We start from the raw sequence: 15,412 nt of genomic DNA on the forward strand, positions 1-15,412 counted from the left end.
AGCGCGGCTTCGTCTGGCGAGCGGCCTGACATCGACGCGCGGCGTGTTGTCTACCCTTGGTGCCCCTATGAGTATCGCCGTTTACGTCACCGGCATTTTCTTCGTCTGGCTCCTGATGGTCGTGTCTCTGGGGCTCGCCCTGAGGCGCTGTCTCGCCGCCCGCGCCGAAGCGGGGCGCTGAGCGATGGCGTATCTGGATGTCCCCTATCCTGGCCTGTCCCAGCAGGACCAGCTGACCTACTGGCTCCTGCGGCTGAGCGAGTCGCTGCATCGGCTGAACCAGGGCCTGCTGTGGATCGGCGCATCGCCTGGCGAGCTTGCCCAGCTGACCTCGGCGCCGGAATTCGCCGGGAGTCCGCTGGCGATGGACGTGGCCCACGCCTCGCGCGCCATGCGCCGCTTCGCCGAGCTGATGTTCGTGGCCGGTCCGGAGAGCCCGGCCGACGGCCGCTCGATCTGGGAAGACCTGATGCTGGCCCTGCGGGTGCTGCTGGCCGCCTGCGCCGAAGAGAGCGGGCTATGGGCGGTCGGCGAAGAGGCCGAGACGCTCAACCCGGTGCTGACCCGCGAGCTGCGGGCCACCGTCTATGCGGTCGAGCGCCTCTGCTGCCACTTCGAGCGGGTGCACTAGCCGGCGAGCGTCACCGGCGGCAGGTGGTAGACGCCTTCCAGCATCTCGGCCTTAGGCAGGTAGGCGCGCATGAAGAGCGCGAACGGGCCGTCGGGCGCGGGCAGCCAGTTGTTCTCGCGCCCTTCGCCCGGGTGTTCGTGACCGATCCAGATATCGAGGGAGCCGTCCTCGTTGTAGGCCAGCCCCGGCGTGCGATCGCCGATGGCGTAGCGATCGAGCGGGTTGTCGGTGAAGAAGAACTGGCCGTCTTCGGTGGCCTCGTAGAGGCTGAGCGACCAGAAGCTGTTCACCGCGGGCAGACGGTCGGCGGGGAAGTGCAGGCGCCAGGCCTTGGCGCCGTCGTACAGGCCGCGGCTTTCGCCCTTTCCGCGCATGTACATGGCTTCGACCGGCGGCAGGGCCGCAAGGCCCGCCAGCGCGACCGCGGCGCGGTAGCCGTAGCTCTGTCCGAAGTCGCCGAGGTCGGAGCGGGGATAGGACCAGCCGTCGACCCAGTTCATGCCGCCGATGCCGGAGGTGCGGATCATGGCGCGCGCCTGGGCGATGCCGGCCTCGATGGCCGTGGCCTCATCGGCGCTGAACCGCGACGCGTCGAAGTCACCGCCGCCGAGGCCCAGCGGCGCGATGCGGCGCAGGAGCGCCAGGTCGGTGACCGACGGCGGATTGGCGACCATCAGGGCGTCGAGGCTGGCGAAATACTCGTTCCAGGGCGCGCTGCGGCGGGCGTAGGTCTGGGCCTGCGGGGCGTCCGGCCCCTGGATCGATATCCCGGCCTGCACGGCGCGGGCGGCCTCGAGGTCGAACGGGCCATCGACGAGGATGCGGGCCAGCGCCCAGACGTGATTGGTGGGCGAGCGCAGGGTGTTAGGACCTTCCGCCGGCTCGTTCGGGCCGATGAGGCGGAACGACATGGCGTCGGGACCGGTGGTGCGCGTGCCCAGGATGGCGAAGTTGTTGGTGTAGGCGTCCATCAGCGCCAGTGACAGGTAGCGCTCGCCTGAGGCCGGCAGGTTGATGGTCACCGGGCCGGCGCTGAGGTCGAGCTGGCCGCTGGTATAGAGCGTGTCGTTGTTCGGCGTGGTGACGGCGCGCATCCTGTGGTTGGCCAGATTGCGCATGTGGTCGAAGGTGTTCATCGCGCCGCCGAAGCCGGCCCGATTGGCGCGGGTGGTGGCGATCTCGATCAGGGGCAGGCCGAAGATCCAGGCCTCCGCGGCCGCATCGCGCAGGCGATCGAGCTCGGTGGCCGACGAGAAAGCTTGCGTGCCCGACATCTGAATTGGTCCCCAGCCGCGTGATTTCGGACCCGGGCCCTGCGGCTGGGCGACGGGGCGGGCAACCTGCCTGCGACAGGGCGGGCTGGCAATCAGGGGAAGCGCGTAGCTAGACTTTACGCATCCAGAACGAGGCGCCGTAGAGGTTGAGCCCATCGAGGGGGCCGCCCCGGAAGAGACCGGCCGCGTGTTCGGCCATCCGCGTGTCCTGGCCTGCGTACCAGGACGGGAACAGGATCTCGAAGGCGCCGCTGCCGAACAGCAGCGCGGCGCCCAGCAGGTATTGTTCGTTCCATAGCCGCTCGACGTGGCCGCCGATGTAGTCGTCGGGGAGATAGATGTCGTGGATCTGGACGAGCACGCCGGGCTTCAGCCGCGGCAGAATGTCGAGGAAGAAGGCGGTGACGTCCGAGCCCTGGAAGGCGCGGTGCGAGGAGTCCAGGAAGAAGATGTCGCCGGCCGTGAGCACGTCGAACATCGCAGGGTCGCAGTTCTCCAGCGGCTTGCGCAGGACTTGGTCGCAGAGCGCGTCGATCTCGTTGCGCGGCTGCGGGTCGATGGAGATGAGCTTGGTGCGTAGCCCGTAACGCTCGACGGCCCGGCGCGCGAACTTGGTCGAGACGCCGGACCCGACCTCGACGAAGCGGCTGGGATTGGTCTGCCGCAGCATGCTGGTCAGGATCATGCCGTCCAGCGGCGGGAACCAGCCGTTCAGCCAGAAGGGCTCTGAAGAGTCGTAGTGGCCGCTCCAGGCGATGTCGCTGAAGTCGGCCTGGATCTCGGCGATGGCGGCGAACTGGGCGGCGTAGGTCTCGCGGCCGCTCTCGATCAGGGTGAGCAGTCGCGAGTGCGAAGGGCGGCCGGCGCCGTAGCGGACGGTGGCGCGGTAGGGGTAGTCGGCGAGCTTGAACTCGTGGACGGCCCGCTCGGTGGCGAAGGCGATGTCGGAGGGCGGCGGGGTCGGCGGGCCATGCAGGGCGCGGCCGTAGGCCCGGGCCGCTTCCTCCTCGTCGCCCATGCGATGGAGGGCGGCGGCCAGATCGCCCCAGGCCTTGGGCGTGGTTTCCGGCGCAGCGGTCGCCTGGCGCAGCATTTCGATCCCCTCGTCGCGCTTGCCAAGCTTGAACAGCGTGACGCCCAGGAACCGCTGGGCGTGAGGGTGGTCGGGCGTGTCGGCCAGCATCTGCCGGAAGATCAGTTCGGCGTGATGCAGGAAGTGCTCGCGAAGCCGCAGGATCCCGAGTTGCAGCAACTGCTCCAACCGTTGGGGCGCGGGCTCCGCCATGTCAGCCTGGCCTCCGCCGATGCCGGCCGGCGTCAGTCATCATCGTCTCGCTGTCCCAGGGCGCGGATCTGAGCCTCGATCGTGGCGCCCCACACATGCCAGCGCAGGCGATTCTCGAAGGCGGCGCGGGCCGCGCGGGTCATGGCCAGATAGCGCTGCTCGTCGGCCCAGCCCTCGCGGATGCCGGCGACATAGGTCTCGACGTCGGCGTCGGCGTCGAAGAGCAGGCCGTTCTCGCCGTTCTTGATGATGGCGCTCACGCCGCCGGTGTCGCGGGCGATCGAGGGCAACCCAAAGGCGCAGGCCTCGCAATAGACCAGGCCGAAGGCTTCCTGCTGGCTGGGCATGAACAGGAACGACGATTCACGGAACAGGCTCTCGAGGAGGGCGGCCTGGGCCGGATCGGTCTTGCTGAGGTGGCCGTGGTGGACGACGCCCTCGACGCCGAAGCTCTCGGCCGGTTTGCAGCCGACGATGTGGAGTTCGGCGTCGCCGAGGTGGCGGCGCAGTTCCTTGAAGACCTTGAGCACCAGGGGGCCGCCCTTGCGCGGCCAGTCGTAACCGACGAACAGCAGTTTCAGCTTGTCGCCCTGGGAGGTCCGCTCGCAGGGCGCCGGCTCGAGGTCGAAGTTCGCGCCCAGGGGCGCCACTTCGAACCGGTCGTTGGGAACGTTGTAATATTCCGCGGCCGAGCGGGCGGCCCAGTCCGAGGTCAGCAGGATCGGCTGGTTGCGGTTGATCAGCTGGCGCTGAAGCGCGTTGCCGATCCGCCGGCTGCGTCCGTTCAGGGGGCGGTACTTGGGATAGTAGTCGACCAGCGGTCCGAACAGGGCGTCGGCGACATGGACGACCGGCCATTTCGGATCGATGTAGGCGACCTTGTGCGCCGCGCCGATCGAGATGACGGCGTCGGCGTCGGCCTCGGTCAGGCGCTTGTCGAGCCAATGGGCGAAGGCCCGCGTGACGACCGGTTCGCGCGAAACCAGCACGCCGACCGCGGCGAGGCTGGAGGCGTAACGCAGGCTTTCGTCCACCCGGGGCGTGTCGATGACGGTCAAATCATTGAAGCGCCGGCTCAATTCGCGCAGCGCATAGTAGGGTATGCCGCTCCACGACGCGCGGTTGAACGGGCTCCCCAATGAGACAAAGGCTATACGCACATTGGCTCCTGATCACCGGCCGTTTGGCTTGAGGCCATGGGCGACCACAGATATTCGAATAGTGTAGTTCGAAATATGCACTTTTTCACCGCGAAGTAAGCCGATGTCTGACCTGATCTCTGTCGTCGTTCCCGCCTACAACGCCGTCGCGACGCTCGACGAAACCATGAGGTCGGCGCTGAGGCAGACCCATGCGAACCTGGAGGTGGTCGTCGTCGACGACGGCTCCAAGGACGCGACGCTGGCGATGGCGCAGTCCTATGCGGCGCAGGACGCCCGGGTGCGGGTCATTTCCAAGCCCAACGGCGGGGTGGCGGCGGCGCGCAACACGGGCATCGACGCCGCGCGAGGCGACTACATCGCGCTGCTGGACGCCGACGATCTCTGGCACCCCGACAAGCTGCGCCAGCAGCTCGAGCGTTTCCGCACCGGGCCGGCGAGCCTGGGCCTGGTCTACAACTGGTACCGCCGCATCGACACCAGCGGCCGGGTGGTCGACCCCTCGGCCACGCCGATCGTTGAGGGCTGGGTGCTGTACCGCCACCTGGACTGGAACTTCGTCTCCAACGGCAGCACGCCGCTGATCCGGCGCAGCGCGCTGGGCGACCTGCGGTTCGATCCGGGGCTGAACGCCGCCGGCAACCAGGGCTGCGAGGACTATCTGATCCAGCTGCAGATCGCGCTCAATCACCAGTTCGCCTGCGTGCCCGCCTACCTGACCGGTTACCGCCGCACCGAAGGGGCGATGACGTTGGACGCCGGGCGGATGATCCGCTCGCACATCCACATGTACCAGGTGCTGTGGCCCGAGCTCGACAAGCCGGCGCGCGAGCTGGCGCGGCGCCGGATGGCGACGTTCTTCGCAGAGTACGCCCGCAACCGCGTCCGCCGCGGCCAGGTGAAGGACGCCCTGGACGCCGTCGGACAGGCGTTCGCGCACGACGCCGTGGGCGCGCCGCTCAAGCTGGCTGAGCAGGCGCGTCTGGCGTTCATCTACCTCAGTCGGCGAAGCGGCGCGCCGGAGCGCGCCGTCGACCCGCGCCACTTCGACGCGTATTCCGAGACCGAGGTTGATACCGCGTGGGATGCGAGGCGCAGGCTTCAAAGGTTCAAGAACCTGGCTGCGCTCGATGCGGCATACAATCCGCGCATGGTGGAGCGTCCGGCTAGTTAGGACCCATCAGCAGGGGCGCCGGCGCAAGCGCTGGGGCGGTCTTTTGCTGTCCGATTTGCAGCTTGAACCAGTCGAGCGTGCGGCGGATCCCGTCTTCATAGGGGATGTCCGCCGACCAACCCGGCAGGATCTCGTTCATGCGCGTCAGGTCGGGACGGCGGTTGGTCGGGTCCTGCGGCACGGGCGGCAGGAACTCGATCGACGAGCCGGGAACCAGCTTGGTGATGAACTCGGCGACTTCCAGCACGGAGATCTCGCGGTCGTTGCCGACGTTGAGCGGGCCGCCATAGCTGACCTGGTCGCGCCAGAAGAAGCGTTCCAGGGCGTCGATGATGTCGTCGACATAGCCCCAGCTGCGCGACTGCAGGCCATCGCCGTAGACGGTGAGCTTGCCGGTCGTCAGGGCCTGGCCCAGGAAGTTCGACACCGCGCGGCCGTCGTCGATCCGCGTGCGCGGGCCGTAGACGTTGAACAGGCGCACGATGCGGATGTCCATGCCGTACACGCGCCGGCATTCGAACAGCAGGGATTCCGTGCAGCGCTTGCTCTCGTCGTAGGACGAGCGCGGACCGGTGCAGTCCACCGAGCCGCGGTAGCTTTCCGGCTGCGGCGAGATCAGCGGGTCGCCGTAGACCTCAGAGGTCGAGGCGAAGCAGAAGCGACCGCCCTTGGCGAGCAGGTTGCGCAGGTTCATCGCGCCGCCGAGGTTCGCCTGGATGACGCCCACCGGATCGCGCATGTACCACGGCGGCGACGCCGGGGACGCGAGGTGGATGATCTCGTCGAAGCGCTCGGACGTCGAGAAGCTCTCGGCCGGGCTGACTTCGAGGTGCAGGCGCGGATCCGTGATGTGCTTCAGGTTGTCCCGCGTGCCGGTCCAGAGATTGTCGACGACAAGAATTCGATCGACATCGGACCTCAGCAGGAGGCGATCAATAAGGTGCGAGCCGAGGAAGCCACATCCACCGGCAACGAGTACTGACTTTCCCACATTCACCCCCAGTTGTGAACGGTAGCGCTAGCTTCACCAAAAGCGGGAGTGTTTCGACGCTCTAGCTTTTCTAGAGGTCGACTTCCCATCATTGGGGCGCGCTAAAGAACGATTTAATCCGAGACTTATAGGTTACACACTAGTCGATTTACGTTTCGATACATCAAGAAAAAACGTCATTCCCCGATTCGGAGAATCACGCCGTCCAGCACGTCAAGCGCCGACGGGAAAAGCTGAAATTACTGTCGAGCTTCAGCGTCCGGCGCGCTGCGCCTTGCCGATTGCCTGTCATGTTCTTCGCTCCCCGCCGTGGTTAGCTGGACCTTGGTAAGTCGAACGTCCCACTCGTAAGTCGGAGTAGAGCGCGACTGTCTTAATATTCGATGATGTTAACGAGATGTTTCGTCCCGTTTTGACGCGTTAGTCTCCGGTATCGTGCAATCTATAGGCCAATTCTGCTGAAGAAGGGTGTCCCCGCTGCCCGGTTAAGGTAAAAGGCATCCATATCGCGTGGTTTCGACGTCGAAATAGACCGTGCGACGGGTGTGGCTCCATTGCCGCAGGCGAACGGAATGTTGACTGTCGTAGAGCTTGCCAGACTCCCCGGCTCATCGGTTCGTGCAGCACGTTCCGTGCAGGAAGCGTGTCCCAAGTCGATGAAGCAGACACCGATGTGCCAATCTGAGCCGCCATGCAGCTGGCCGGCGGCAGTCGGGAGCCTCAGCCTCAGTGCGGCGAGCGAGGGGGATTGTGCGGGGCGATGAGTTCCACCGTTGCAGTGATCATTCCGACCTATAACAGCGCCCATTATCTGGCCGCTGCGATCGAGAGCGCGCTGGGCCAGACCTCGCCGCCTCATGAAATCATCGTCGTCGACGACGGTTCGCGAGACGACCCGGCCGCGGTGACGGCGGCCTATCCCTCGGTGAAGCTGCTGCGGCAGGCCAACCAGGGGGTGTCGGCGGCGCGCAACACTGGGGTTGCGGCGGCGACCAGCGACTATCTGGTGTTCCTCGACGCCGACGACCAGCTGCTGCCCGAGACCCTGGCCAAGAACCTTGAGCAGTTCGCCGAGCACCCCGACTGCGGCATGGTCTACGGGTCGTACTATTATGTGGACGCGCAGACCCGGAAGATCACCGACTACACTTTCATGCCGCCGGGCGAGGATCCATTTGCGACCCTGCTGCGCGGCAACTGCATCGGGATGGTGGCGGCGGTCATGTTCCGCCGAGACGTCTACCAGGCGGTGGGCGGCTTCGACGCCAGCCAGCGGGCCTCCGAGGACTACGATCTCTATCTGCGGATCGCGCGGCGCTATGGCGTGGTCGGGCGGCCGGACGTGATGACCGAGTACTGGCAGCACGGCGGCAACGCCTCGCGCGACAACGCCTTCATGCTGCGCTGGGTGCTCGACGTGCTGCGGCGCTACCGCGACGACGCGCAGGCGCGGCCGGAGTGGCGCGCCGCCATCCGCCAGGGCGAGGCGAACTGGGTGCGATTCTATGCCGACACCTGGGTGGCCAACCTGCGGACCGGCGGCGTGGCGCAGCTTGGGCCGCTGATGAAACAGGCGCTGGGCATCACAAGGATTGCGCCGACGGCGCTGGCGCGCAGCGCCGTCCGTGCGGCCAAGTGGGAAGCGCGGCTGAAGGTGCGGCGCGTGCGAAGAGCCTTGCGGGACCGTTCGGCGCAGCCTCCGGGGAGGGCGTCGTGAGCGCAGGCAACATCCCGACTGTTTCAATCATCACGCCCTACCTGAACGGCGAGGCGTATCTGGCCGAGGCGATCGCTTCGGTTCAGGCCCAGACGTTCGCGGACTGGGAGTTGCTGCTGGTCGACGACGGATCCGTCGATGGCGGGCCGCAGATCGCGGCGCAGGCGGCGGCTTGCGATCCCCGCATCAAGCCGATCGCGCCAGATCCCGGGCGCAAGGGGGCGGCCGCGGCCCGCAACCGGGCGCTCGAGGTCGCCCAGGGGAAGTATGTCGTCTTCCTGGACGCCGACGACCTGTTCGAACCAATCAAACTCGCCGCTGAAGTCGCGCTGCTGGAGCGCATGCCGCAGGTCGGCTGGGTCTATGGCCCGACCACGCTGTGGTGGCCGAGCGAGAACCGAACCTGGACGCAGGACATGCGCCGGCAGGCGGGGCGTACCTATCAGCCGCCGGCCTTGATCGGGCCGGTGCTGCTGGAGCAGCTGGGCGAGGTGTCATGCATCTGCGCCGTGATGATCCGGCGCGAGGCGATCGAGGCGGTCGGGGGCTTTGAAGAGGGTTTCAAGATCTACGAGGATCAGTGCCTCTGGGTGAAGCTGATGCTGCGCTATCCGGTCCACGTCATCGGACAGGTGCACTCCCGATATCGCCAGCATGCCGACTCAGCCTGCGGTGTCGCAAGCGAGACCGGCGAATTCGACAAGTCGGGCGGCCCGCACGCATCGCGTCGGGCGTTCCTGGATTGGGCGGCCGACTACACGCGGACGGCTGGAAAGATGACGCCGCGACTGGAAGGCGCCTTCCGGCGCGCGTTCCGTCCCTATGAGGATCCGGCTTGGGCGATGCAGTCGACCGACCGCTTCACCCTGGCGACCCGGCGGGTGCGCGAGACTGCTGTCCGCATGCGTCGCGCGTTGAGGCGCACGCTGCGCAAGCTGGTGAGCGGCGGGCGTCAGGGCCTCTTGGGGCCGGCCAGATAGTAGCCGAGGCCTGAGAGATAGCCGCGGACTTCGCGCTCGAGGTAGAGGTCGCGCGGCTGCGAGCGCCGTAGCGCGCGCCGGCCGTACCGGAGCGGCAGGCCAAGGAACGCCCGCTTCAGGTTGCCGACGCGCCCAGTGCGCTCGAACTGCACAAGCAGGGCGGCGGAATGTCCGCGCATGTAGTGGAAGAGCTGGCCGGCCAGTCCGTCTTCGGTGTTGCGGTGATAGTGGAACGCCACGGACGTCGGCTCGTAGCGGCAGACATAGCCGCCGGCCAGCAGGCGATACCAGAACTCGGAGTCGCCGGAGCAGCCGGCCCGGCCGACGTCCAGCCGCTCATCGAAGCCGCCGACCGCCGCAAAGACTGTGCGTCGGAACGCCATGCTGGCGCCGGCGCCGATCTCCCAGGCGGGGTAGGCGTTGCGCAGGGCCATGAAGGCCTTCGGCGTGAAATCCTTGCGCTCGTAGCCGCGGCCGAAGCTCCAGTAGGTCTCGAAGTGCAGCTGCGCGGGCGTGGCCAGTTCCGCCGGCAGGACCAGGCCGGTGACCGCACCGACCTCGGGCGCGTCGAAGGCGGCGGCCATGTTTTCCAGCCACGAGGGATGCAGCAGGACGTCGTCGTCGGTGTAGGCGACGATGTCGCCGTGGGCGGCGGCCGCGCCGGTGTTGCGCGCATAGTCCAGGCCCGGACGATCCTCGCGCACGTAGATGACGCCGGCCTCCAGCGCGACGGCCTTTGTCTCGCCGGTGGCGGAGGCGTTGTCGACGACGATCACCTCCAGGGGAGCGAGCGTCTGGCTGGGCAGGGACGACAGACAACGGCGCAGTTCGCCTGGCCGGTCGCGCGTGCAGATGACGACGCTGACGGTTCCAGGGGCGCCCTGCAGCTTGCGAGCGGCGCCCTGGGCGGGCTTCGGCGCGGTGCGGCTGACGCCGTCGCTGCCGGTCAGGACATGGCCGACGGGCAGGCCTTCGGCCCAGAAGACGGTCATCCGTGCGCTAGCGTCCGGCGTCTCGCCCAGGCGGCGATGGCTGACGCCCGGCGTGTCTACGCCAGGACCGACGTCCACATCGGGCGCGCGTTCCATCATCGCGAGATCAGGCCACCGCGGCCGGCAGCGCCTGGGCCTGCCAGTCGAACCGGGGGCGAAGGACGCCTTCCCACTTGCCGAACCAGCCGTAGCGGTCGCGGCCGCTGTCGAGCAGTTCGAAGACCAGCACGTCGGGGAGGCTGAGCACCTCCTGATCGTTCTGACGCAGCACGAGGTGCACGTGGTACTCGTTGGAGTTCAGCAGGTCGCCCGGGATGTGACAGACGACCCGGTTGCGGCCCGGATGGTGCTGGCGCCACAGCGTTTCGGGCGGGCAGGTGTCGAACACCATCACGCCATCGCCGTTGACCAGCTGGATCTCGAAGCGGAGCGGCTCCTGCGGGGCCCCCGACCAGTCATACTCGAAGGCGACCATGAACGGCATGGTGCAGTCGAGCAGATCGGAGTCGGGCGAGTCCGTGGGGATGATCTGGGCCGAGACCAGTCGCGCAGGACCGCCTGTCGGGCCGGTTCCGCTCTCCCAGCGGCGCACGCGGGCCGGCCCTTCGCCGCCGGCGTGCAGATAGCTCGCCACCACGTCGTTGGTGCGGCCGTCGGCTACGACCTGGCCGCGGCGCAGCAGGATGGAGCGCGGGCACAGCGTCTGGATCGCCGCGATATTGTGGCTGACGAACAGCACCGTGCGGCCGCCATGGGCCAGCTCGCCCATCCGGGCCAGGCACTTCTGCTGGAAGGCGACGTCGCCCACCGCCAGCACTTCGTCGATGAGCAGGATGTCGGTTTCCAGATGGGCGGCCACGGCGAAGGCGAGGCGGGTGTACATGCCGCTGGAGTAGCGCTTGACGGGCGTGTCGATGAACTCGGCGACCTCGGCGAACTCGACGATCTCGTCGAAGCGCCGAGCGATCTGCTGGCGGGACATTCCGAGGATCGCGCCGTTCAGAAAGATGTTGTCGCGGCCCGACAGTTCCGGGTGGAAGCCGGTGCCGACTTCCAGCAGCGAGCCGACATGGCCGCGGAAGCGGACCTCGCCGCCCGTGGGCTCGGTGATCTGGGAGAGGATCTTGAGCAGCGTGCTCTTGCCCGCGCCGTTGTGACCAAGCACGCCGACGATCTCGCCGCGCGCGACGTCGAACGAGACGCCGTTCAGCGCCCAGAAGTCCTCCGGGCGCGGGGCGCGTTCACCGCGCAGAGCCTGGGGAATACGCTTGGCGGTCTGGGTGATGGTCTGGCGAAGGTTGACCCGTCCCGCCCCGCCCAGGCGGTAGCGCTTGGTCAGGTTGTCGACCCGGATCGCCCAAGGACGCTCGTTCTTCATATGATGTCCGCGAAGCTGTTTTCGATCCGCCGGAAGACAGCCAGGCCGACGACGAGCATGACCAGGGCGCTCGCGGTCGATATGGCGACGAGCTCCAGCGGGAAGGGACCGGTGTTGAGCAGCGCCCAGCGATAACCCTCGACCACGCCGGCCATGGGGTTGAGGCCGAGCAGCGCACGCCATTCCGCCGGCGCCATGCTGGCCGGATAGGCGACAGGGGTGGCGAACAGCCAGAGCTGGATCAGCAGGGGCATCATCTGGCGCACGTCGCGGAAGCGGACGTTGATCGCGGCCAGGCCCGAGCCGATGCCGATGGTGGCGATGACCGCCAGCAGGGTGAAGGGAATGACCGCCAGCGCCTGCCAGGTCGGCCACACGCCGTAGAAAGCCAGCACCAGCAGGAGGAAGGCGAAGGCCACCGCCAGATCCGCCAGGCCGCGGATCGTCGACGACATCGGCAGGATGAGGCGCGGGAAGTAGACCTTCTCGACCAGCTGGGTGTTGTTGATCAGGCTGGTGACCGTGGCGGTCAGCGACTGGCTGAAATAGGTCCAGATGACCAGCGCCGTGAGGCTGAACAGCGGATAGGGCACGCCGTCGGAGGGCAGCTTGGCCAGTTTCCCGAACACGAACGTGAAGACGATCATGGTCGCCAGCGGCTGCAGGATCGCCCAGGCGCCGCCCAGCAGGGTTTGCTGATAGCGGACCTTGAGGTCGCGCCAGGCCAGGAAGGTCATCAGGTCGCGATAGAGATACAGTTCGCCAAGGTTCAGCGAGCGCCACCCCTTGGTCGGACGAATGACCGTTTCCCGCAACAGGTGCGGCGGCTCGGCATCAGGGCCTGGAACGATGGCGCTATCGGCCATGTCTGCTTAGCTCCTTACCGCCTGCGGTCGTCGTGGACGGCAGCATAGCGTGGCGGCGCGCCGCCGTGATGATTTCCATGACCCCGAAGACCGGCGTTCGCCGATCCCCGCATTGTTAATGCGGCAATGGTCTAGACTGCGTTAAGGCCGTGCGAGAGCCGATCCGCCGTCCAGTCGCCGACCTGCAGGCGCGGAAGGCGCAGCCGGTCATAGCTGGCGCGCACCACGTCGTGGTCGGTCGTCACCGCGGCGTCGAAGCCGATTTCGCGCACCACCTCGACGGAGGTGTCGCTGTAGTCCCCGAACGGGTAGGCGAAGGTGGTCGGGACGCTGCCGATCAATTCGGCGCAGGCCTTGCGGCTGGCGATGATCTCATTCCACTGGTCTTCGCGGCTCAGCTCGCTCAGGGGCGGATGGTTGACCGTGTGCGCGCCGATGCTGATCACGCCGCGCGCCGCCAGGGCCTGGACCTCGGCCTTGGTCATGATGCGATGCGTCCGGCGGGTGAGCGGCTCGACCCCATGCTCGCGGGCGAGCTCAGCCAGCAGGTCCGGGCGCGCCTCTGGCGGCTGCGGCCGCAGGACCTTCCAGAGGGCGAGATAGGCGGCCTCGCGCTCGGCGCTGACCTGCCGCTCGATGGTCGGCGGTCCCAGGTCGAAGCTGTAGCTCTGGCCGGCGATGTTGGCGGTCATGCGGGTGACCGGCGCGGTGGTGACGATGCGTTCCAGCTCGTCCCACCAGTACTCGCGCTCGTTGGAGACCGTGCCGGTGGTGAGGAACAGGGTCGCCGGCAGGCCGTGCGCGGCCAGGATGGGTTCGGCGTTCTCGGTGTTGCAGGCGTAGCCGTCGTCCATCGTCAGCGCGACGGCGTTGCGCGGCAGCCGGTTCTTGCGATGCAGGTCGGCGAACTCGACAAGGGGCAGCACCGTGCGCCGGCGCTTCAGCCAGGCGAGCTGCTCATCGAAGTGTTGCGGCGTGACGATCAGTTCCCACGGATCGTAATCCGGCTCGCTGAAGCGGTGGTACATCAGGATGGTCGGTCCCGCGGGAATCCCGAGCGTATGACGCGTACGCCGCGCCGCGCGCAGGCTGGCGCGGTCGGCCTTGCGTTTCCACTTCCCTGCGAACTGCTTGATCCTGGACATTCTGCAACCCCGAGGCGTCGGCCCCAATCCCTGCAGATTATAGGCTTCGTGGCTTAAATGAGAATGAAGTTCGCTCGGTCGGGCGACGAATAGAAAAAGGCCCGGAGCGGGAGCTCCGGGCCTTCCTTAGTCATAGTCCGATGAACAGTGACGCTTAGGCGAACTGGTTCATCGTGTTGTGGGCGCCGCCGGCCTTCAGCGCGGCTTCACCGGCGAAGTATTCCTTGTGATCGTCACCGATGTCCGAGCCGGACATGTTCTGGTGCTTCACGCAGGCGATGCCTTGGCGGATTTCCTGGCGCTGGACGCCCTTCACGTAGCCCAGCATGCCTTGCGAACCGAAGTACTCCTTGGCCAGGTTGTCGGTCGACAGGGCCGCGGTGTGGTAGGTCGGCAGGGTGATCAGGTGGTGGAAGATGCCGGCCCGCTTGGCGCCGTCCGCCTGGAAGGTGCGGATGCGTTCGTCGGCCTCGGCCGCCAGTTCGGTGGCGTCGTAGTCCACGCTCATCAGGCCGTTGCGGTCGTAGGACGAGACGTCCTTACCGGCGGTCTTCCACGCGTCGTACACTTGCTGACGGAAGTTCAGGGTCCAGTTGAAGGACGGCGAGTTGTTGTAGACCAGCTTGGCGTTGGGGATCACTTCGCGAACGCGATCCATCATGCCGGCGATCTGCTCGACGTGCGGCTTTTCGGTTTCGATCCACAGCAGGTCGGCGCCGTTCTGCAGCGAGGTGATCGAGTCCAGGACGCAGCGGTCTTCGCCGGTGCCTTCGCGGAACTGGAACAGGTTCGACGGCAGACGCTTCGGGCGCAGCAGCTTGCCTTCGCGGTTGATGATCACGTCGCCGTTCTTCAGGTCGGCGGGGGCGATCTCTTCGCAGTCCAGGAAGCTGTTGTACTGGTCGCCCAGGTCGCCCGGGGTGTGGCTGACGGCGATCTGCTTGGTCAGGCCGGCGCCCAGCGAGTCGGTGCGGGTGACGATAATGCCGTTTTCGACGCCCAGCTCGAGGAAGGCGTAGCGGCAGGCGCGCACCTTGGCGAGGAAGTCGTCATGCGGAACCGTGACCTTACCGTCCTGGTGGCCGCACTGCTTTTCGTCCGACACCTGGTTTTCGATCTGAAGGGCGCAGGCGCCGGCTTCGATCATCTTCTTGGCCAGCAGGTAGGTCGCCTCGGCGTTGCCGAAGCCGGCGTCGATGTCGGCGATGACCGGAACGACGTGCGTCTGATAGTTGTCGACCGCTTCCAGCAGGGCCTTTTCCTTGGCCTTGTCGCCGGCTTCACGGGCGGCGTCGATGTCGCGGAACAGGCCGCCCAGCTCGCGGGCGTCGGCTTGGCGCAGGAAGGTGTACAGCTCTTCGATCAGGGCCGGCACGGAGGTCTTCTCGTGCATCGACTGGTCCGGCAGCGGGCCGAATTCCGAGCGCAGGGCGGCGACCATCCAGCCCGACAGGTACAGGTAGCGGCGGTCGGTGTTGCCGAAGTGCTTCTTGATCGAGATCAGCTTCTGTTGGCCGATGAAGCCGTGCCAGCAGCCCAGCGACTGGGTGTACTGCGACGAGTCCGCGTCGTAGGCGGCCATGTCCTTGCGCATGATGTCGGCGGTGTAGCGGGCGATTTCCAGGCCGGTCTTGAAACGGTTCTGGAGGCGCATGCGAGCCACGGACTCGGCGTTGATGCCGCTCCAGGGACCCTTCTTGCTCTCAATGAGCTGGCTCATCTGAATGATATGGTCTTGATAGGACATGTGCCTCTTCCGCTCAGCCCGGGGAACTCGACCCGGTGTTAGGCGGTCACCTAAGGCGCGGCCGGGGCGCTG

General features: G+C 66.9%; 13 protein-coding genes. 4 read left to right on the forward strand and 9 right to left on the reverse strand.

Annotated elements, in window-relative coordinates:
- Nucleotides 1-184 precede the first annotated feature (184 nt).
- Nucleotides 185-631, forward strand: a complete 447-nt coding sequence (locus ASC79_RS16015) for a hypothetical protein (RefSeq protein WP_056022308.1) — start codon at nt 185-187, stop codon at nt 629-631.
- Here the strand turns inward: ASC79_RS16015 and ASC79_RS16020 are convergent.
- The 3 genes from ASC79_RS16020 to ASC79_RS16030 all read right to left on the reverse strand — a co-directional run bounded on the left by ASC79_RS16020 (nt 628) and on the right by ASC79_RS16030 (nt 4,350).
- On the reverse strand, nt 628-1,905 hold the full coding sequence (locus ASC79_RS16020) for a DUF1254 domain-containing protein (protein ID WP_056022306.1): 1,278 nt from the start codon (nt 1,903-1,905) through the stop codon (nt 628-630). The two genes, ASC79_RS16015 and ASC79_RS16020, sit on opposite strands and share 4 nt — an antisense overlap.
- Nucleotides 1,906-2,014: 109 nt before the next feature.
- Nucleotides 2,015-3,190 (reverse strand): class I SAM-dependent methyltransferase, encoded by a 1,176-nt coding sequence (locus ASC79_RS16025; RefSeq protein WP_082532162.1) that lies wholly within the window; start codon nt 3,188-3,190, stop codon nt 2,015-2,017.
- A gap of 32 nt (nt 3,191-3,222) precedes the next feature.
- Nucleotides 3,223-4,350, reverse strand: coding sequence for a glycosyltransferase family 4 protein (locus ASC79_RS16030; RefSeq protein ID WP_082532163.1), 1,128 nt, complete (start codon nt 4,348-4,350; stop codon nt 3,223-3,225).
- 103 nt (nt 4,351-4,453) lie between these two features.
- Here ASC79_RS16030 and ASC79_RS16035 point away from each other — a divergent pair, with 103 nt between their 5' ends.
- The gene (locus ASC79_RS16035) at nt 4,454-5,524 is read left to right on the forward strand and encodes a glycosyltransferase family 2 protein (protein WP_056022297.1); all 1,071 of its coding nucleotides are present in this window, start codon (nt 4,454-4,456) and stop codon (nt 5,522-5,524) included.
- On the opposite strand, the gene ASC79_RS16040 is transcribed toward ASC79_RS16035, so the two are convergent.
- A complete protein-coding gene (locus ASC79_RS16040) occupies nt 5,517-6,515 on the reverse strand; it encodes an NAD-dependent epimerase/dehydratase family protein (protein ID WP_056023642.1) in 999 nt (332 codons plus the stop codon). The two genes, ASC79_RS16035 and ASC79_RS16040, sit on opposite strands and share 8 nt — an antisense overlap.
- Nucleotides 6,516-7,275: 760 nt before the next feature.
- Between ASC79_RS16040 and ASC79_RS16045 the strand changes: the two genes are divergently transcribed.
- Nucleotides 7,276-8,232, forward strand: coding sequence for a glycosyltransferase (locus tag ASC79_RS16045; protein ID WP_162244301.1), 957 nt, complete (start codon nt 7,276-7,278; stop codon nt 8,230-8,232).
- Complete coding sequence (locus ASC79_RS16050; RefSeq protein WP_056022291.1) at nt 8,229-9,212, forward strand: glycosyltransferase; 984 nt, start codon at nt 8,229-8,231, stop codon at nt 9,210-9,212. The genes ASC79_RS16045 and ASC79_RS16050 overlap by 4 nt, the downstream gene beginning before the upstream one ends.
- On the opposite strand, the gene ASC79_RS16055 is transcribed toward ASC79_RS16050, so the two are convergent.
- The 5 genes from ASC79_RS16055 to ASC79_RS16075 all read right to left on the reverse strand — a co-directional run bounded on the left by ASC79_RS16055 (nt 9,185) and on the right by ASC79_RS16075 (nt 15,340).
- The gene (locus tag ASC79_RS16055) at nt 9,185-10,303 is read right to left on the reverse strand and encodes a glycosyltransferase family 2 protein (protein ID WP_200941615.1); all 1,119 of its coding nucleotides are present in this window, start codon (nt 10,301-10,303) and stop codon (nt 9,185-9,187) included. The two genes, ASC79_RS16050 and ASC79_RS16055, sit on opposite strands and share 28 nt — an antisense overlap.
- Before the next feature lie 7 nt (nt 10,304-10,310).
- Nucleotides 10,311-11,582 carry an ABC transporter ATP-binding protein gene (locus ASC79_RS16060; protein ID WP_056022288.1) on the reverse strand — a complete coding sequence of 424 codons (1,272 nt, stop codon included), beginning with the start codon at nt 11,580-11,582 and terminating at the stop codon, nt 10,311-10,313.
- Nucleotides 11,579-12,448, reverse strand: coding sequence for an ABC transporter permease (locus tag ASC79_RS16065; RefSeq protein WP_056022285.1), 870 nt, complete (start codon nt 12,446-12,448; stop codon nt 11,579-11,581). Before ASC79_RS16065 ends, ASC79_RS16060 begins: the two co-directional genes overlap by 4 nt.
- 131 nt (nt 12,449-12,579) lie before the next feature.
- Complete coding sequence (locus ASC79_RS16070) at nt 12,580-13,593, reverse strand: polysaccharide deacetylase family protein (protein ID WP_056022282.1); 1,014 nt, start codon at nt 13,591-13,593, stop codon at nt 12,580-12,582.
- A gap of 154 nt (nt 13,594-13,747) precedes the next feature.
- The gene (locus tag ASC79_RS16075) at nt 13,748-15,340 is read right to left on the reverse strand and encodes an isocitrate lyase (protein ID WP_056022279.1); all 1,593 of its coding nucleotides are present in this window, start codon (nt 15,338-15,340) and stop codon (nt 13,748-13,750) included.
- Between the last annotated feature and the right edge of the window lie 72 nt (nt 15,341-15,412).

It is taken from the genome of Phenylobacterium sp. Root1290, assembly GCF_001425305.1.
Classification (GTDB): Bacteria; Pseudomonadota; Alphaproteobacteria; order Caulobacterales; family Caulobacteraceae; genus Phenylobacterium.